This window comes from Bradyrhizobium sp. SSBR45G (genome assembly GCF_030159255.1).
GTDB lineage: Bacteria > Pseudomonadota > Alphaproteobacteria > Rhizobiales > Xanthobacteraceae > Bradyrhizobium.
Window position 1 is genome coordinate 55,897 of record NZ_BSCT01000028.1, and the last position, 18,906, is coordinate 74,802.

Genomic DNA, 18,906 nt, shown 5'->3' on the forward strand with positions numbered 1-18,906 from the left:
GCTTTGTGGCACGAACCCCTCACCCGAGTGAGTTTGTTGCTGGCACCTGTGTAGCCCTCTCCCGCAAGGGGAGAGGGCGCAGTCATGAGCTCGGGAAAGAGGCCTTGTCGTTCGACCGGTGTGGGTAGAAAAATGAGTAGCCGACGTCCTAGCCCGATCTGATCTACAAGAACAATACAGGGAGAACGCAAAATGAAAGCCGCCGTGCTGATGGAGGTCAACAAGCCGCTGGTCATCGAGGATGTCAGCGTACCCAAGCCCGGTCCGCGCGAGGTGCTGATCCGCACCGCCGTTGCCGGTCTCTGCCATTCCGATCTGCATTTCATCGAGGGGCTGTATCCGCATCCGCTGCCCGCCGTGCTCGGCCATGAATCCGCTGGGATCGTCGAGCAGGTCGGCTCCGACGTCAGCTATGTGAAGCCGGGCGATCACGTCGTCACGTGTCTCTCGGTGTTCTGCGGCACCTGCGACAATTGCACCACGGGCCGCCCGGTGCTGTGCACCGACACCACGGTGAAGATGCTGCCGGGCGCCTCCAACCGGCTGTCGTGGGGTCGAAGCGAGAAGCTGCACCAGTTCCTCAACCTCTCATCGTTCGCCGAGCAGATGCTGGTGCACGAGAACGCGATCGTGAAGATCCGGCCGGACATGCCGCTCGATCTCGCGGCGCTGATCGGCTGCGGCGTCATCACCGGCTATGGCGCGGTGGTGAATACGGCGGGCGTCAAGGCCGGCGAGACCGTGGCGGTGATCGGCTGCGGCGGCGTCGGCATGGCCGCGATCAACGGCGCCGAGATCGCGGGCGCCGGCCGCATCATCGCCATCGACACCAATCCGGCCAAGCTGCAGCTCGCGACCAAGCTCGGCGCCACCGACATCATCAATCCGGCCGACGGCGACGTCGTGGCGCAAGTGCGCGAGCTCACCAAGGGCGGCGTGCAACATGCCTTCGAGGTGCTCGGACGCAAGGAGACCGCCGAGCAGGCCTTCGCGATGCTGGCGCCGGGCGGCACCGCGACCATCGTCGGCATGATTCCCTTCGGCCAGAAGATCGAGCTGCACGGCTTCGACTTCCTGCGCGAGCGCCGTATCCAGGGCTCGTCCATGGGCTCCAACCACTTCCGCCTCGACATGCCCCGCCTCGTCGAGTTCTACCTGCGCGGCAAGCTGCATCTGGAAGACTGGATCTCGGCCAAGCTGAAGCTGTCGGAGATCAACGAGGGTTTTGCCAACATGAAGGCCGGCAAGACGCTGCGCAGCGTGATCATATTCGATTCGTGAGGTGCGGGATCTGACGCCGCAAACACCGCTGTCGTCCCGGCCTTGAGCCGGGACCCATACCGCGGAATCTATCGAGTTGGCGCAACTATCAGTCATCGTCCCACAAGCGCCGGTGGCTATGGGTCCCGGCTCAAGGCCGGGACGACGGCGGTGGGCGAGGGCGCGAGTGCGCCCCTGACGCCAGCTAATCGGCAAACATCGGCGGCGGCACGAAGCCGCCGAAGTCGCGCTCGATCAGCTCGGCGAGCTTGATCGGCGTGCGATCCTCGAGGAAGGGACCGACGATCTGCACGCCCACCGGCAAGCCATCGGCGAGGCCGAGCGGGATCGCGGTGGCGGGCAGGCCGGGCAGAGTGGCGATGCCGGGCCAGGCGAGCTGGTCGCCATAGGGATGATCGACGCCGTCGATGGTGATGCGGCGCCGCTCCATGTCGGGCGAATGATCATGCGGATAGGCCGGCGTCGGCATGATCGGGCAGATCACGGCGTCAAAGCTCTCGAACAGGAGACGCCATTGGGCACGCAGCCGGGCACGGGCGCCAGTGGCCTGCACCCAGTCGCGATGGCTGAGTACGAGGCCGCGGAGCTGGTCCGCCGCGAGGCTCTTGGCCTCCGCCGGAAGGCGCGCCGCCGCCTGCTTCGCTCCGGCATAGATATCCGGCGGCATGGTAGCGCCGAGGAAGGCGTGCAGCATGCGCATATAGAGCCCGCTCGATGCGGCGAAGTCCGGCAGCAGCGGGCTCTGTCTGGTCACGCTGACACCGGCCCTGGCGAGATCGGCGGCGAGCCGTTCGATCGCGCCGCGCACGGCCGTGTCGGTCGGCAGCAGCGGATCGCTGGCGATCACCAGCACGCGGAAGTCCTGCAAACGGGCATGGCGCGGTGGCGGGAGGTCGAGGCGATAGGCCTTGCCGGCCTCGAGTGGGTCCGGACCGGCGATGACATCGAGCAGCAGCGACAGATCGGTGGCCGAGCGCGCCATCGGGCCGACCACGGCGAGGTCCGCCTCGTTCGGCAGCGGCGGGAATGGCGGCGGCGTGTGGCCGCGCGAGGCGACGAGGCCGTAGGTCGGCTTGTGCGCGGTGACGCCGCAGTGAAACGCCGGCACGCGCAGCGAGCCGCCGATGTCGGAACCGAGCGACAGCGATCCGTAGCCGGCCGCCAGCGCCGCCGCCGACCCGCCGGAGGAGCCGCCCGGCGTGCGGCCGAGATCGTAGGGATTGTTGGTGGTGCCGTAGATGTCGTTGTAGCTCTGCCAATCGCCGAGCGCGAACGGCACGTTGGTCTTGCCGAGCACGATGCCGCCGGCGTCCTTCACGCGCGTGATGGCGAGTGCATCCTCGGCCGCGATGAAATCCTTCTGCTGCGGAAAGCCCCAGGTCGTCGGCAGCCCGGCGACGTTGTAGGACTCCTTCACCGTCAGCGGCAGGCCGAGCAGCGGCCGGCGCTCGCCGCGCGCGAGCGCAGCATCGGCAGCGCGGGCGGCCTCGAGAGCGCGGTCGAAATCGCGCATGCAGACGGCATTGATCCTGGTGTCATGTCTGACGATGCGATCGATCGCGAGCTGGGTCAGCTCGACCGACGAGACCTCGCCGTGCGCCAGGGCCTTCGCCGTCTCGACGGCGGTTGCGAACGTCCATTGCGATGCGGCCAAGGGTTCTGCTCCCATGCGTTGAGGGAGCCATGTTGTAGCCGATGCCGAAGGCGGCGGCTTGATCGAAATTGCGCAGCCGCGCGGTCAGCCCGGCAGCATGCGCTGCATGACGCGGTCGCGATAGATGAAGACGTGGGCGAGCGCGGCGCCGACATGAACGACGATCAGGATCAGCAGCAGCCATTCGGACGCCTGGTGCAGCCCGTCGATGGCGCGGTTGCCGGCCGGGTCGCGCGCCGCCAGCATCGGCAGCGGAAACAGATAGAAGTACGACACGCTCCAGCCGCGGAACGAGGCGAACAGCCAGCCGGTGATGGTGGTCGCCAGCACCATCACATAGAGCATCCAGTGCACGGCCTCCGAGCTCAGCCGCTGCCACGGCGGCAACGAGCTTTCCGGCGCGACGGGATGGGTCAGCCGCCAGACGAAGCGCAGCGCGATCAGCGCCAGGAGGGTGAGGCCGAACGAGATGTGCAGGATCATCGGCGCGCCGGGCGGCGTGTTGGCGTGGAGGTCCGGCATCAGCCAGCCGATCGGATATTGGATGGCGAGCAGCGCCACCACCAGCCAATGCAGGATCTTGGCAGGCGTGCCGTATTGCAGGCGTGGTGTCATGACGAGCCTTTCGTTGTGGCCGGTCCGCTGCGATCGGCAGTCCGGCCGGGAGTTCTCCAGCGCGACCCTCGCCGCACGCTAAGCCGCTCCGATCAGGATCCCGACGCCGAGCACGATGATGCCGCCGAGCACGATCTGGAAGACGGCCTGCAGGAACGGCGTGTCCATGTAGCGGGCGCGGATGTAGGCGATCGCCCACAATTCGAAGAACACGACCACGCCGGCGATCGCGGTCGCGATCCAGAACGCGTTCGCCCAGGAATCGGGGACGAGATAGGGCAGCGTATGGCCGAGGCCGCCGAGCGTCGTCATCGCGCCGCAGACCGCACCGCGCAGCCAGGGCGAGCCGCGTCCGGTCAGCGATCCGTCGTCGGACAGCGCCTCGGCAAAGCCCATGCTGATTCCGGCGCCGATCGAGGCGGCAAGGCCGACCAGAAACGTCTGGAAGTTCTGGTGGGTGGCAAAGGCGGCGGCGAACAGCGGCGCCAAGGTCGAGACCGAGCCGTCCATCAGGCCGGCGAGACCCGGCTGCACATATTGCAGCACGAACACGCGCCGCCGCGTCTCGTCCTCCTTGTGGCGGACGTCGGGGCTGAGGATCTGGTCGGTCAGTTTCGCTGCAACCTGCTCGTGGCCCTTCTCGGCCAGCGCGAGATCGCCGAGCAGCCGGCGAACGCCGACATCCTTGGCCTGCTCGGCAGCCTTGGCATAGAAGCGCTCGGCCTCGAACTCCATCGTGCCGACCTCCTTGCGGATGGTGTCGAGCGACAGGTTCTTGGTCAGCCAGATCGGGCGCCGGCTCATGAAGCCCTTGACGTTCTCGCGCCGGATCGGCGGCAGGTTCTTGCCGAAGCGCTCCTCATAGAGTTCGAGCAGCATGTGGCGATGGCCCTTCTCCTCCTCGGCCATCTGCTCGAACAGTTTCGCCGAATCCGGATACCGCTCCGCCAGGTCCTCCGCGAAGCTCATGTAGATGCGGCCGTCTTCCTCTTCGGCCGAGATCGCGATCGCCAGGATCTCGCGCTCGGTGAGGTCGGCGAAATTCTTCATTCCAAGGTCCCCGGATTTGACGTTCGCAACATTCGACAGTTTAGAACGTTTCTAAAAGCTATATGGATTTGCCGCACGGCGGTCAAACTGCCGCCGCGCGGTCGTCGCGAAACATTTCGTGACGTCGCATTCAGGCCCCAGTCAGGGAACCGATACGCTAATTCACCGTTCGCGTTTCCGCTCAGCTACCTAAGGAGTTCCGATGGACAGCGTCAAATACCGGTTGAATGACCCTGGACTGGCGCCGCGCCGGACCAAGATGGATATTCCGGGCTGGGCCGGTGACCGGCAACCGCGCGCGAATGGCTCGCACGAGCAGGTCTGGCACTGCGTGCCGTTCTCCGAAGGCGCGCAATACGGGATCGAGCTGTTTTATCCGTACGCCTTCGAGCTGCAGGTGACGACGCGCGACGGCAAGCTGGAGATCTCCGGCGATTGGGGCGAGCCGCCGAGCCCGAGCCTGCAATGGCCGCCGTTCCGGGATTTCGGCGGAGCATTCTACACCTATCAGATCCTGCTCGATCTGAAGGTGCCACCCGGTTTTGCGATCCGGACCGAGCCGCATCCGCGGTTCTACACCGACCGGACCGACACGTGCCCGATCGCGGTGCCGGCGCTGGTGCGCGGCTTCTGGCCGATGCTGTTCTTCTGCGTCTTCAAGGCGCCGGCGGAAGGCCGCACCCACATCTTCCGTCCCGGCGAGCCGTTCGCGCAGGTGATCGTCATCCCTGAGGAAGCCAACTTCACGGTGGAGCCGATGAGCCCCGACGAGGCGGCTGAGCGCGAGCTGCAGTCGCGCCGCATCCATGCCAGCCGCCCGGTGCTCGCCAAGGAGACCGAGTGGGTGTCGAGCACCGACACCGTGTTCGACGGCACCTACCGCCATCTGCATCGTGCCGCCAAGGAGAAGGCGCGCAAGTCGTGAGGGCCGGAGGCTGAAACGAAAAGGGCGCCGGCTTCGCAGCCGGCGCCCGTCAGGCCGCACGCGCCATGCGATCAATAGCGATCGTAGTACCAGTGGTGATGGTGATGGTGGTGGTGATGATGGTAATAGCGGCGCGGCACCACGTAGACCCGCGGTCCGTAGCCATAGCCGTAGCCGTACCCATAACCGGGGCCGCGGTAGTAGCCATGGTGGTGATGGTGGTGGTGGTGATGATGATACCACTGGGCGAGCTGCACCTTCGGCTCATCCGCCTGCGGTCCCTGCTCGTCGAGCGCCTGCAGCACCCGGGCGGCATCCGGGATCGGCTCGAGCAGGTCGGCGTAGGAATTGACCTTCAGCACATCGGCCGGAGCCGGAGCCGCCGACGCCTGCACCGTGCCGAGCGCGCCGACGGCGGCCACCGCGCCCAACAATCCTGCGATCTTCTTATCCATAAATCATCTCCTGATGGGCATCGCCCGGATGCCAAAACGCCAACCCCGATTGTTCGTTCCTCGATTCACCCAATAGGTCGGAACGGAGTCCGAATTCAGGCTGTCGATCTGTTCAGGAACGTCAGCAGCAACTGAGAAACTCGTTCATGTTGCTCCTGCTGCACCCAATGTCCGGCACGATCGATCAGCTCGCACAGGATCATGTTGGTGCAGACTCGGGATTGCATCGCTTCAAACACGCCGGGCCGTTGGTAGATGCCCCAGTCTTGCAGGCCGGAGATGAATGCAGACGGAACGTCGATCGTGCGATCCGACCAGGTCTGCAATTCCGCGTCGAACAGGCCGGAGGTGCCGCAGCGGTACCATTGCAGCCCGCCTTGAAAGCCGTTGCGTTCATATTCGGCGGCGTAAACCGCGAGCTCATGCTCCGGCAGCCAGCGATTGGCTGCGATCTCATCGCAACTGGGCATCACCTCGGCGACGGTCTCGGCCATCGTCCTGTCGAGGTCCATCACGTAATAGGTCGGCAGCTTCGCGAGCTCAGTCGCGTTCCAGGCCTGCAGCGGCGTGGGCGCATTGTCCGGCCAGTCGGCGCTCTTGTGATGATAATAGGCGCGCAGGAAGGCGTGCAGGCCCTGTGGCGCCCTGACCATGTCGGCGTTCGCCTCTGGTGTCGAGTAGTACCACTGGTAGTGCTTGCGTGGTCGCGGCAGCGCGGCGAGTTCGCGATGCACGGGATCCTGCTGCGCCGTGAGCGGATGATCGGCGATGCCGAACGGTGCAGCCGGCGGCCCGGCGAACGGCGCGCTCATCATCACCACCGCGCGGAAGACGTCGGGGCGGATCACGGCACACCACGCGGCGACGAAGCTGCCGAAGTCGTGGCCGATGACGGCGGCGACATGGCGATGCCCGAAGGCATAGACGACGCCGAGCGCGTCGCGCACCAGGTTGGTGAAGCGGAACGGCGCGAGGTCGCCGTCATATTCGGCGCTCCAGCCGGTGGTGCGGCCATAGCCGCGCTGATCCGGGGCGAGCACGTGATAGCCGGCCGCCGCCAGCGCCGGCATCACCTTGCGCCAGCTGTAGGCGAGCTCCGGAAAGCCGTGCAGCAGCAGCACGCACGGCCGGCCCGGCGTCTCGAAGCCGGCTTCGAGCACATGCATGCGCAGGCCATTGATGCCGTCGACGAAGCGGGAGCGGATCGTGGGTGGGAGGGGAAGTGGGGGCAGGGACATCGCGTGATCTTTCCTCGCGTCGTCCCGGCGAACGCCGGGACCCATAACCACAGGATGGCATGGTGAGGTGTCGTAGCAGCTCCAGCCTTCGCAAAGCGAGGTACGGTGGCTATGGGTCCCGGCTCGAGGCCGGGACGACACCGTTGGTGGAGCTACGCCGCGCCCTTCTTCGGCCAGTAGCGCTCGCGCAGATGGCGCTTGACCAGCTTGCCGGTCGGTGTGCGCGGCAGCTCGGGCTCGAAGTCGATCGAGCGCGGGCATTTGATTGGCGACAGGCGCTGGCGGCAAAACAGCATCAACTGCTCCTCGAGCGCCTTGCCGGCGCGCGCCATGTCGTGCGGTTGCACCACCGCCTTGACCTCCTCGCCCATCTCCTCATTGGGCACGCCGAACACCGCGACATCGGCGACGTCAGGATGGGTGATGAGGACGTCCTCGGTCTCCTGCGGATAGATGTTCACGCCTCCGGAGATGATCATGTAGGACTTGCGGTCGGTGAGATAGAGAAAGCCGTCGGCATCGAGATAGCCGACATCGCCCAGCGTCGACCAGCCCTTGTCGTTATAGGCGCGCTTCGTCTTCTCCGGATCGTTGTGATAGGAGAAGGCAGGCGCGTCGGCGAAATAGACCGAGCCGATCTCGCCCGTCGGCAGCTCCTTGTCATCCTCGCCGAGGATCTTGATCTTGCCGACCACCGCGCGTCCGACGCTGCCGCGATGCTCCAGCCATTGCTTCGAGGTGCAGACCGTGACGCCGTTGCCTTCCGAGCCGGCATAGTACTCGATCAGGATCGGTCCCCACCACTCGATCATCTTCGCCTTGACGTCGACCGGGCAGGGCGCGGCGGCGTGGATCGCGCCTTTGAGCGTGGAGACGTCGTAGCTCTTGCGGACATCCTCGGGCAGCTTCAGCATCCGCACGAACATGGTCGGCACCAGCTGCGACTGGGTGACCTTGTACTTCTCGACGAGCTTGAGGAATTCCTCGGCGTCGAAATGCTCCATGATGATCGAGGTGCCGCCGAGCACAATGGCCATCATGTTGAAGCGCAATGGCGCTGCATGATAGAGCGGCGCCGGCGACAGATAGATGCTCTCGGCATTCATGCCGCACATGTCGGCGCAAAGCACGCGCAGGAACTGGTTCGGCGCCTCGATCGGCTTGCCCTCGAAATCCTTCTTGATGCCCTTCGGCCGCCCCGTGGTGCCCGACGAATACAGCATGTCGTAGCCGGCGACCTGGTCGGCAATCGGCGTCTTCGGCTGCGCGCCGGCCTCCTTGTCCCAGGAGCGGAAGCCGGGTTCGGGCTCGTCGACCATGAAGAACAGGGGGCCGTCAGGTGCCACGAGGTCGCGGACCTGCTCGGCGCATTTCGGCGAGGTGATGAAGACCTTGGCGCCGCAATCCCTGATGATGTAGGCGATCTCGTCCTTGGTGAGATAGCGGCTGATCGCGGTGTAGTAGAGGCCGGAGCGCTGCGCGGCCCAGGCGATCTCCATGAAGGCGAGCCGGTTCTCCATCAGGAAGGCGACGTGATCGCCCGCCTTGAGCCCAAGCGCGCGGAACAACTGCGCGCCCTGGTTCGACAGTTCGTCGAGCTCGCGATAGGTGATGGCCTTGCCGGTCCCCGCCATCTGATAGGCGATCTTGTCGGGATGGCTCTGGGCGTAGATGGAGGGGTGGGTCATGAGGGGCACACCGCTTGATCAGGAAAAAGCTGTCGTCCCGGCGAACGCCGGGACCCATAACCACAGGGGGGCTGTGGCGAGAGCGAGCTGTGGCTCCAGCTCGTGCATCATTGGATTCGGTGGCCATGGGTCCCGGCTCAAGGCCGGGACGACACCATTGTTGTTGCGACAGCTACAGACGCTCGACGATCGTCACATTCGCCATGCCGCCGCCTTCGCACATCGTCTGCAGGCCGTAGCGTTTGTTGCGGGCCTTCAGTGCATGTAGCAGCGTCGTCATCAGCTTGGTGCCGGAGCTGCCGAGCGGATGGCCGAGCGCGATGGCGCCGCCATTGACGTTGAGGCGAGCGGGATCGGCGCCGGTGGTCTTCAGCCACGCGGTCGGCACCGAGGCGAAGGCCTCGTTGACCTCGTAGAGGTCGATCTCGTCGATCGACATGCCAGCTTTCTGCAGCGCGCGCTGCGTCGCCGGCAGCGGCGCTTCCAGCATGATGACGGGATCGCCGCCCATCATGGTCATGTGGTGGACGCGGGCCAGCGGCTTGACCCCGAGCGACTTCAGGCCGCGCTCGTTGACGACCATCACGCCTGAGGCGCCGTCGCAGATCTGGCTTGCCGATGCGGCGGTGAGCTTGCCGTTCTCGGCGATCAGCTTCACGCCCTTGATGCCGTCGAGGCTGACGTCGAAGCGGATGCCTTCGTCGATGTGGTGGGTGTCGATCGAACCATCGGCACGGGTGATCTGCAGCGGGACGATCTCGTCCTTGAAGTGGCCGGCCTGGGTCGCCGCAATCGCGCGCTGGTGGCTGTGATAGGCGTATTCGTCGAGCTGATCCTTGGAGAGGCCGTACTTCTCCGCCATCATCTCGGCGCCGGTGAACTGGCTGAACTGGATGTTCGGATAGCGGCTCTCCATATTCGGGCTCTTGTAATGCCCGAAGCCGTTCTTCGCCGGCAGCGTCGACGACAGGCCCATCGGCACCCGGGTCATCGATTCCACGCCCGCGGCGATGACGACATCCATGGCGCCGGACATCACCGCCTGCGCCGCGAAATGCAGCGCCTGCTGCGACGAGCCGCACTGCCGGTCGATCGAGGTGCCTGGTACGCTCTCCGGCAGCTTCGAGGCCAGCACCGCGTTGCGCGCGATGTTGGTCGACTGCTCGCCGGTCTGCATCACGCAGCCCAGGATCACGTCCTCGACCTGGTCCGGCGCGGCGCCGGAGCGCTCGACCAGCGCGTCCAGCACGGTCGCGGCGAGATCGGCCGGATGCCAGCCGGCCAGACGGCCTCCCTTTCGGCCGCCGGCCGTGCGCGCAGCCGCGACGATGTAGGCTTCCGCCATGACGTGTCCTCCCTAGACTTGGTGTTCGTGATTGGCCGCGATTTAAATGCGCGATTGGGCCTTAGTCAATCGATCAATTAACTCTTGAGATCAACTCCGGCTTCGGCTTATCTGCCTCGATCATCAGCGAGAGCAGTCTTGGGACCTCAGCTTCAGAACAGCGTGCCGGAGAAACTTCCCGCAGGGCGGAATGCCACTGCGGAGAAGCTGCTGGACGCGGCGAGCGAGCTGATGATCGCGAGGTCGTCGATCGAGATTTCGCTGAGTGACATCGCGCAGAAGTCCGGCTCGAATGCTGCGCTGGTGAAATACCATTTCGGCAACAAGGACGGCCTGCTGCTGGCCCTGCTCGCGCGCGACGCGGCGACCGAGGTCGCCAATCTTGAATATCTGCTGGCGCAGCCGATTGGTCCGACGGCCAAGCTGAAGCTGCACATCAGCGGCATCATCCGCGCCTACTACCGGTTTCCCTACATGAACCGGCTGATTCACTATCTGCTGCACGAGAGCAGCGCCGAGGCCGCTGACGAGGTGTCCAAGTTCTTCGTCGCGCCGCTGCTGGATTTTCACCGTCGGCTGATCGCCGAGGGCGTCGCCAAGGGCGAATTCCGCGCGGTCGATCCGGTGCTGTTCTACACCAGCCTGATCGGCGCCTGCGATCATTTGTTCTTCGGCCGCCACGCCATGTCGCGCGCGATCGGCGTCGGCCCGGTCACCGATGACGTCTGCCGCCAGTACATCGCCCATATGGAGGCGTTGATCTGCGGCGGAATCGTGAAGGGGGCGAATGGCGAATAGGGAGTAGCGAATAGAGGGCCGCCCTATTCGCTACTCCCTACTCGCTATTCGCCAACAATAAACCTAGGGAGGAAACCAACCATGCAGTTGAACAACGTTGCCGTTCTCATCACCGGCGGTGGCTCGGGTCTCGGCGCCGCCACGGCGCGTGCCATGGCCGCGAAGGGCGCCAAGATCGCGGTGCTCGACCAGAGCAAGGAGAACGCGGAGAAGGTCGCCGCCGAACTCAACGGCGTCGCCATCCACGCTGATGTCACCGACGAGGAGCAGGTGAAGGCCGGCATCGCCAAGGCGGAGGCGGCGCATGGCGTCGCCCGCGTGCTGATGAACTGCGCCGGCATCGGCGGCTCGCAGCGCATCGTCGGCAAGGACGGCGTCTACCCGCTGGCCAAGTTCGCGCGCATCATCAACGTCAATCTGATCGGCACCTTCAACGTGCTACGCCTGTTCGCCGAACGCCTCGTCACCGCCGAGCCGATCGGCGAGGAGCGCGGCGTCATCATCAACACCGCCAGTGTCGCGGCTTACGAGGGCCAGATCGGCCAGATCGCCTATTCGGCCTCGAAGGGCGGCGTTGTCGGTCTCACGCTGCCGGCTGCGCGCGATCTCGCCAGCCAGAAGATCCGCGTCAACACCATCGCGCCGGGGCTGTTCCTGACGCCGCTGCTGATGGGCCTGAACGAAGAGGCCCGCAAGAGCCTCGGCGCCCAGGTGCCGCATCCGGCCCGCCTCGGCGACGCCTCGGAATACGGCAATCTCGCCGTCCACATCGTCGAGAACCCGATGCTGAACGGCGAAACCATCCGCCTCGACGGCGCCATCCGCATGGCCCCGCGCTAACGCGCACGCGGCGTCGTACTCGGTGCACCCTCTCCCCTTGCGGGAGAGGGTGGCGCCGAAGGCGCCGGGTGAGGGGTCTCTCTCCGCGAGTGCACGTGCCGAGACAGACCCCTCACCCAACCGCATGCGCGGCTGATGTCGGCGATGCCCTCTCCCACAAGGGGAGAGGGCGCTGTAACGACCGCCGGCGCTTGTTGAACCAGGGGAGCACCGTATGTCCCAACCGCTGCTGATCGAGCACGACAATGGTGTCGACCGGGTGACGCTCAATCGCCCGGAGAGCCTGAACGCGCTCGATCCGGCGCTGATCGACGCGCTCAATGCCTATTTCGAAAGTCTCCAGCGCAATCGCACCACGCGCGTCGTCGTGCTCAAGGGCGCGGGCAAGAACTTCTGCGCCGGGCTCGATTTGAAAGCTGCGATGCAGCGGCGCGGTGGCGTCAATGAGCCGCCCGGCGTCACCGAGTCCTTGGATTCGCAACGACGCATCGCGGACATCGTCATGCTGATGCGGCGCTGCCCGCAGCCGATCATCGCGCTGGTGCAGGGCGCGGCCGCCGGCGGCGGCTTCGCGCTCGCGCTCGCCGCGGACATCCGCATCGCGACGCGCTCGGCGCGGATGAACTGCGCCTTCATCAAGCTGGGGCTTGGCGGCTGCGACATCGGCACCAGCTACTTTTTGCCGCGCCTCGTCGGCGTCTCCGTCGCCTCGGAGCTGATCCTCACCGGCCGCTTCATCGGCGCCGAGCGCGCGCTGATGGTCGGACTGGTCTCGGAGATCGTCGAGGAGGATATGCTCGAGAGCGCGGCAGCTCCATTCGTCGACGCGATGATGACGGCCTCGCCGGTCGGGCTTCGTCTCTCGAAGGAATGCCTCAACATGAGCGTCGATGCGTCGTCGATCGACGCCGTCATCGCGATGGAAGATCGCAACCAGGTGCTGTGCAGCCGCTCGGAAGATTTCAAGGAGGGCATAGAAGCCTTCCTCCAGAAGCGAAAGCCGGTCTATACCAACCGCTAGATATCAAGATCCGTAAAGGACGATATTTCGGGAGACGCAAAATGGACGGGACGGCAGCGAAAGTGCTGGAGAAACCGGCATTCCGCAAGGTCAATTGGCTGGCGCGTGACATCGACGTTGAACGGCGCGGTGACGGCGTCATCGTCATCAAGTCACGCATTCCCCTGCAGGCCTATGAGCCGCATCTCGCCGCCCCGCTCGCCCGCTGGGCGAAGGAGGCGCCGATGCGGACCTGGCTCGCGCAGCGCAGCGGCGCCGACCGGCAATGGCGCAAGCTGTCCTATGCGGAGGCCAAGCGCACGGTCGACGGGCTGACGCAGGGCCTGCTGAACCTGAAGCTCGACGGCCGTCCGGTCGCGATCCTCTCGGGCAATTCGGTCGAGCATGCGCTGATCACCATGGCCGCGATGCAGGCGCGGCTGCCGGCCGCGCCGGTGTCGCCGGCCTATTCGTTGATGAGCCACGATCACCTCAAGCTGAAATATCTGTTCGGTCTGGTGAAGCCGGGCGTAGTGATGGTGCAGGACGGCCCGACCTTCGAGAAGGCGCTCAAGGCACTCGATCTTGACGGCGTCACGGTCGTCCACGTCGCGCGTCCCTGCGAGGGCATTCCGAGCGTCAGCTTCGCCGACCTCGCCGCGACGCCGGTGACATCGGAGGTGGAATCCTCGATCGGGCAGATCACCCCGGACACCGTCGGCAAGCTCTTGTTCACGTCCGGCTCGACCGGCATGCCCAAGGCGGTGATCAACACGCAGCGCATGATGTGCGCCAATGCGGCGATGATGATGCAGACCCGGCCGCGCGGACCGGATGCGCCGATCTCCACGGTACTGGACTGGATGCCGTGGAACCACACCATGGGCGGCAACGCGCTGTTCAATCCGCTGCTGATCGAGGGCGGCACGCTCTATATCGACGACGGCCGGCCGATGCCCGGGATGTTCGACGAGACGATCAAGAACTTGCGCGAGGTGTCGCCGACCTACTACGCCAACGTTCCCGCCGGCTACGCCGCGCTGGCGGCCGCGATGGAGAAGGACGATGCGCTGTGCCGCTCCTTCTTCAAGGATCTCGGCATCATGGCCTATGGCGGTGCACGGCTGCCCGACGATCTCTACGAGCGGATGCAGGCGCTGGCGGTGAAGACCACCGGCGAGCGCATCGTGTTCTACACCGGCTGGGGCTCCACCGAGACGGCGCCGACCTCGACCGGCACCTATTGGAACACCGAGCGCGTCGGCCTGATCGGGCTGCCATTCCCGGGCGTCGAGCTGAAGATGGTGCCGACCGGCGACAAATACGAGCTGCGGCTGCGCGGCATCAACGTGATGCCCGGCTATCTCGGCCAGCCCGAGCTGACGAAGAAGGCGTTCGATGACGAAGGCTTCTACTGCATCGGCGATGCCGGCGTGTTCGTCGATCCCGCCGATCCGGTTCAGGGCATCATCTTCGCCGGTCGCGTGGTCGAGGACTTCAAGCTCACCACCGGCACCTTCGTCCATGTCGGCTCGCTGCGCACCGATGCGATCGCAGCGGCGACGCCCGCGATCCACGATGCGCTGGTGACGGGGCAGGATCGTGAGTATGTCGGCCTGCTGGCCTGGCCCAATCTGCACGCCTGCCGCCAGCTGGTCGGCAATCCCGAAGCGACGTTCGAGGATGTGGTCAAGCATCCGGCGGTCATCGATTGCGTCCGCCGCGGCCTCCAGGCGCATAACGCGGAATGCGAAGGTGCGAGCAGCCGGCGCATCGTGCGCGCGATGCTGATGGTCGAGCCGCCCTCGATCGATGGCCATGAGCTCACCGACAAGGGCTACATCAACCAGCGCGCCGGCCTCGACCGTCGCGCGGCACTGGTCGAGCGGCTCTACGCGGCCGCGCCCGACAAGGAGGTGATCGTGCTGTGATGAAGCCCCTCTCTCTCCACTGGTCATTCCGGGATGCGTGCGAAGCACGCAGGCCCGGAATCCATAACCCCGATCGGGCGTATGGATTCCGGGCTCGCGCTCCGCGCGCCCCGGAATGACGACGACTTTTGTCCCGATTTCCAAAGCGAGTAGCTCCCATGAACTTCGATTTCTCCGACGACCAGAAGCAGCTGCGGGACCAGGCGCGGAAGTTTCTCGCCGAGAAGTGCCCGCCCAAGGCGGTACGCATCGTGCTCGACGGCAAGGAGTCCTATGATCGCGCGCTGTGGAAGGGCTTTGCCGAGATGGGCTTCCTCGGCGTCGCCATCCCCGAGGAATACGGCGGCGCGGGCGCCGGGCATCTCGAGCTCTGCGTGATTGCCGAGGAGGTCGGCCGCGCGCTGGCGCCGGTGCCGTTCTCTTCCACCGTGTATCTCGCTGCCGAGGCCCTGATGCTCGCCGGCAGCGACGCGCAGAAGCAGGCCTGGCTGCCTCGAATCTCAAGCGGCGAGACGATCGGCACCTTGGCGCTGTTCGAGGGCACCGGCAATCCCTCGCCCAAGGCGATCAAGTGTGAGGCCGCCAACGGCGTGCTCAACGGCGTCAAGAAGCCGGTCGCCGATGGCGCCATTGCCGATCTCGTCATCGTCGCCGCGCGCACGGCGTCCACCGGCCGCGACAGCGACATCTCGCTGTTCCTGGTCGATGTGAAGGCCGGCGGCGTTGAGGCGAAGGCGCTGACCAATCTCGATCCGACGCGGGGCCAGGCCGAACTCACCTTCACGAACTGCAAGGCGGAGCCGCTCGGCGCGGCCGGCGACGGCTGGAGCATCATCACGCAGGTGCTCGATCGCGCCGCGGTACTCACCGCCTTCGAGCAGGTCGGCGGATCCGACCGTGCGTTGGAGATGGGCCGCGACTACGCGCTGGACCGCATCGCCTTCGGCCGTCAGATCGGCTCGTTCCAGGCGGTCAAGCACATGCTGGCCGACATGTACGTCTCGGCGACGCTCGCGCGCTCGAACGCCTATTACGGCGCCTGGGCGCTCTCGACCAACGCGCCTGAATTGCCGGAAGCCGCGGCCTCGGCGCGCATCAGCGCCACGCAGGCCTATCAGCACTGCGCCAAGAACAACATCCAGGTCCATGGCGGCATGGGCTTCACCTGGGAGTTCGACTGCCACATGTACTACCGCCGCGCCAACGCGCTCGCGCTCGGCCTCGGCAGCCTGTCCTATTGGGAAGACCAGCTGATCGACCGCATGCGCAAGCGCAATGCGGCGTGAGCTGGAGCTGAACATGACGTCGTCATTGCGAGGAGCCGAAGGCGACGAAGCAATCCAGACTTCCTTTCCGGCCCTGGATTGCTTCGCTTCGCTCGCAATGACGAGACTGAGAAAGCCGCATTGATCATTGCTATGACAGCAGAGGCTTGCAGATGAATTTCGATGACACCCCGCAAGAGGCCGCGTTCCGCAGCCAGGCCCGTGCCTGGATCGCCGCCCATGCGCCGAAGCAGTATGAAGACGAGCTGCGCGCGTCCTCGCTGGGCCGCACCGCGCTGAAGAACGCCAACATTCTCGAGGTCGCCAAGGCGTGGCAGAAGAAGAAGGCGGAGGCCGGCTGGGCCTGCCTGCACTGGCCCAAGGAGTATGGCGGCCGCGGCGCTTCGCCGATCGAGCGCGTGATCTGGCAGCAGGAGGAGGGGCCGTTCGGCAAGCTCTCCGGCCTGTTCATCATCGGCCATGGCATGTGCGGGCCGACCGTGATGGCCTACGCCTCGGAGCAGCATAAGCGCGAGCATCTGCCGCCTTTGGCCTCCGGCGAGAAGGTCTGGTGCCAGCTGTTCTCCGAGCCTGCCGGCGGCTCCGACGTCGCGGGCCTGCGCACCCGCGCCGAGAAGCGCGGCGACGACTGGGTGATCAACGGCCAGAAGATCTGGACCTCGGGCGCGCATTATTCCGACTTCGGCATCCTGCTGACGCGCACCGATCCGACCGTCCCGAAGCACAAGGGGCTCACCATGTTCTTCCTGGACATGAAGAGCCCGGGCGTCGACATCCGGCCGATCAAGCAGGCGAGCGGCCATTCGGACTTCAACGAGGTCTACTTCACCGACGTGGTGATCCCGGACTCGCAGCGCCTCGGCGCCGTCAATGACGGCTGGAACGTCGCGCTGACGACCTTGATGAACGAGCGGATGTCGATCGGCGCCGGCGTCGCCACCGGCTTCCCGGAGCTGTTCGACTTCTGCTCCAATCTGATGCTGGACGATCGCCCCGCGATCGATGACCGCAACGTGCGCTCCAGGCTCGCGAGCTGGGCGGTGAAGGCGAGCGGGCTGAAATACACCAGCATGCGCGCCATCTCCGCGCTGTCGAAGGGCGAGCGGCCGGGGCCGGAGAACTCGATCGGCAAGCTGGTCGCGGGACCGATGATCCAGGACGTCGCGTCCTACGCGCTCGATCTGCAAGGGGCGGCCGGCGTGCTGAGCGGTCCCGAGGCCGAGCTCGCCGGCAAGTTCCAGGCGATGCTGCTGCGCGCGCCGGGCACCCGCGTCGAAGGCGGCACCGACGAGATCATGCGCAACATCATCGCCGAGCGCGTGCTCGGCCTGCCCGGCGATATCCGCGTCGACAAGGACCTGCCGTTCAACCAGGTGCCGACGCGAGGACGTGCTTAGTTGCTGTCGTAGGGCGGGTTAGCGCAGCGTAACCCGCCGATGACGTGTACGGCGCTGATCAAGTGGCGGGTTACGCCTTTCGGCTAACCCGCCCTACGCAAATCGAGTGAGGGTTAGCCCATGAACTTCGACGACACCCCGCAGGAAGCCGCCTTTCGCGAGACCGCGCGCGCCTGGGTCGCGGCCCATGCGCCGAAGGAGCTGGAGGAGGAGCTGGCGAGCTCCTCGCTCGGCCGCATCCGGCTCAAGCATGCCGACATCGTCGAGGTCGGCAAGGCCTGGCAGAAGAAGAAGGCCGAGGCCGGCTGGGCCTGCCTGCACTGGCCGAAGGACTATGGCGGCCGCGGCGCTTCGCCGATCGAGCGCGTGATCTGGCAGCAGGAGGAGGGCGTCTACGGCAAGCTGACGCAGCCGTTCCAGATCGGCGAGGGCATGTGCGGCCCGACCGTGATGGCCTATGGCAGCGAGGCGCACAAGCGGCGCTATCTGCCGAAGCTTGCCTCCGGCGAGGAGATCTGGTGCCAGCTGTTCTCGGAGCCGGCCGGCGGCTCGGATGTCGCGGGCTTGCGCACCCGCGCCGAGAAGCGCGGCGATGATTGGGTGATCAACGGCCAGAAGATCTGGACCTCCGGCGCGCACTACTCCGATTACGGCCTCTTGATCACGCGCACCGATCCCAACGTGCCCAAGCACAAGGGCCTGACGATGTTCTTCCTGGACATGAAGAGCCCGGGCGTCGAGGTCCGCCCGATCAAGCAGGCCAACGGCATGCAGGAGTTCAACGAGGTCTATTTCACCGATGTGGTGATCCCGGACGCGCAGCGCCTCGGCGCCGTCGGCGACGGCTGGAACGTCTCGCTGACCACGCTGATGAACGAGCGCATGTCGATCGGTTCGCGGCTCGCGACCGGCTTCCCGGAAATGTTCGAGCTCTGCACCAACCTGATGACGGATGATGGGCTGGCCATCGACGACCGCGCGGTCCGCTCGAAGCTGGCCTCCTGGGCGGTCAAGGCGAGCGGCCTGAAGTACACGAGCTACCGTGCGATCTCGGCGCTCTCCAAGGGCGATCGTCCCGGACCGGAGAACTCGATCGGCAAGCTGGTCGCCGGCGTGATGCTGCAGGACATCGCCACCTACGCCATGGATCTCGAAGGCGGTGCCGGCGTGCTCACCGGCGCCGATGAGGAGGTGACGCAGGGCCAGTTCCAGCAGATGCTGCTGAGCTCGCCGTCGATGCGCATCGCCGGCGGCACCGACGAGATCCTGCGCAACATCATCGCCGAGCGCGTGCTTGGTCTGCCCGGTGATATCAGGGTCGACAAGGACGTGCCGTTCAACAAGGTCCCGACCAAGGGACGAAGCTAAATCCTCATCCTGAGGAGCTGCGTAGCAGCGTCTCG

Annotated in this window: 16 protein-coding genes; 9 read left to right on the forward strand and 7 right to left on the reverse strand. The window is 65.7% G+C overall.

Going from position 1 to position 18,906, the window contains the following annotated elements:
* Positions 1-192: 192 nt before the first annotated feature.
* Positions 193-1,281, forward strand: coding sequence for a Zn-dependent alcohol dehydrogenase (locus tag QQL87_RS26595; RefSeq protein WP_284418366.1), 1,089 nt, complete (start codon positions 193-195; stop codon positions 1,279-1,281).
* Positions 1,282-1,465: 184 nt separating this feature from the next.
* On the opposite strand, the gene QQL87_RS26600 is transcribed toward QQL87_RS26595, so the two are convergent.
* The 3 genes from QQL87_RS26600 to mbfA form a co-directional block, all read right to left on the reverse strand.
* The gene (locus QQL87_RS26600) at positions 1,466-2,935 is read right to left on the reverse strand and encodes an amidase (protein WP_284418364.1); all 1,470 of its coding nucleotides are present in this window, start codon (positions 2,933-2,935) and stop codon (positions 1,466-1,468) included.
* An 84-nt stretch (positions 2,936-3,019) separates the two neighbouring features.
* Positions 3,020-3,550, reverse strand: a complete 531-nt coding sequence (locus tag QQL87_RS26605; RefSeq protein WP_284418363.1) for a cytochrome b — start codon at positions 3,548-3,550, stop codon at positions 3,020-3,022.
* Between the two features lie 78 nt (positions 3,551-3,628).
* Positions 3,629-4,600: an iron exporter MbfA gene (gene mbfA, locus QQL87_RS26610; RefSeq protein ID WP_284418362.1), complete on the reverse strand. Its 972-nt coding sequence runs from the start codon at positions 4,598-4,600 to the stop codon at positions 3,629-3,631.
* A gap of 202 nt (positions 4,601-4,802) precedes the next feature.
* Here mbfA and QQL87_RS26615 point away from each other — a divergent pair, with 202 nt between their 5' ends.
* Positions 4,803-5,525 carry a hypothetical protein gene (locus QQL87_RS26615; RefSeq protein ID WP_284418361.1) on the forward strand — a complete coding sequence of 241 codons (723 nt, stop codon included), beginning with the start codon at positions 4,803-4,805 and terminating at the stop codon, positions 5,523-5,525.
* Positions 5,526-5,596: 71 nt separating this feature from the next.
* Here the strand turns inward: QQL87_RS26615 and QQL87_RS26620 are convergent, their stop codons facing one another.
* The 4 genes from QQL87_RS26620 to QQL87_RS26635 form a co-directional block, all read right to left on the reverse strand.
* On the reverse strand, positions 5,597-5,980 hold the full coding sequence (locus tag QQL87_RS26620; RefSeq protein ID WP_284418360.1) for a hypothetical protein: 384 nt from the start codon (positions 5,978-5,980) through the stop codon (positions 5,597-5,599).
* Positions 5,981-6,075: 95 nt separating this feature from the next.
* On the reverse strand, positions 6,076-7,146 hold the full coding sequence (locus tag QQL87_RS26625; protein WP_284418417.1) for an alpha/beta fold hydrolase: 1,071 nt from the start codon (positions 7,144-7,146) through the stop codon (positions 6,076-6,078).
* A gap of 224 nt (positions 7,147-7,370) precedes the next feature.
* Entirely contained in the window at positions 7,371-8,906 is a 1,536-nt protein-coding gene (locus QQL87_RS26630; RefSeq protein ID WP_284418359.1) for an acyl-CoA synthetase, read from the reverse strand.
* A 172-nt stretch (positions 8,907-9,078) separates the two neighbouring features.
* Positions 9,079-10,251: an acetyl-CoA C-acetyltransferase gene (locus tag QQL87_RS26635; protein WP_284418358.1), complete on the reverse strand. Its 1,173-nt coding sequence runs from the start codon at positions 10,249-10,251 to the stop codon at positions 9,079-9,081.
* Between the two features lie 138 nt (positions 10,252-10,389).
* Here QQL87_RS26635 and QQL87_RS26640 point away from each other — a divergent pair, with 138 nt between their 5' ends.
* The 7 genes from QQL87_RS26640 (at position 10,390) to QQL87_RS26670 (ending at position 18,871) form a co-directional block, all read left to right on the forward strand.
* The gene (locus tag QQL87_RS26640) at positions 10,390-11,049 is read left to right on the forward strand and encodes a TetR family transcriptional regulator (protein ID WP_284418357.1); all 660 of its coding nucleotides are present in this window, start codon (positions 10,390-10,392) and stop codon (positions 11,047-11,049) included.
* An 81-nt stretch (positions 11,050-11,130) separates the two neighbouring features.
* Entirely contained in the window at positions 11,131-11,889 is a 759-nt protein-coding gene (locus QQL87_RS26645; RefSeq protein ID WP_284418356.1) for an SDR family NAD(P)-dependent oxidoreductase, read from the forward strand.
* A 214-nt stretch (positions 11,890-12,103) separates the two neighbouring features.
* The gene (locus QQL87_RS26650; protein WP_284418355.1) at positions 12,104-12,910 is read left to right on the forward strand and encodes an enoyl-CoA hydratase/isomerase family protein; all 807 of its coding nucleotides are present in this window, start codon (positions 12,104-12,106) and stop codon (positions 12,908-12,910) included.
* A 41-nt stretch (positions 12,911-12,951) separates the two neighbouring features.
* On the forward strand, positions 12,952-14,820 hold the full coding sequence (locus QQL87_RS26655; RefSeq protein WP_284418354.1) for an AMP-binding protein: 1,869 nt from the start codon (positions 12,952-12,954) through the stop codon (positions 14,818-14,820).
* A 158-nt stretch (positions 14,821-14,978) separates the two neighbouring features.
* Entirely contained in the window at positions 14,979-16,106 is a 1,128-nt protein-coding gene (locus tag QQL87_RS26660; protein ID WP_284418353.1) for an acyl-CoA dehydrogenase family protein, read from the forward strand.
* Positions 16,107-16,258: 152 nt separating this feature from the next.
* On the forward strand, positions 16,259-17,503 hold the full coding sequence (locus QQL87_RS26665; protein WP_284418352.1) for an acyl-CoA dehydrogenase: 1,245 nt from the start codon (positions 16,259-16,261) through the stop codon (positions 17,501-17,503).
* A 120-nt stretch (positions 17,504-17,623) separates the two neighbouring features.
* Positions 17,624-18,871, forward strand: coding sequence for an acyl-CoA dehydrogenase (locus tag QQL87_RS26670; protein WP_284418351.1), 1,248 nt, complete (start codon positions 17,624-17,626; stop codon positions 18,869-18,871).
* Positions 18,872-18,906 lie beyond the last annotated feature (35 nt).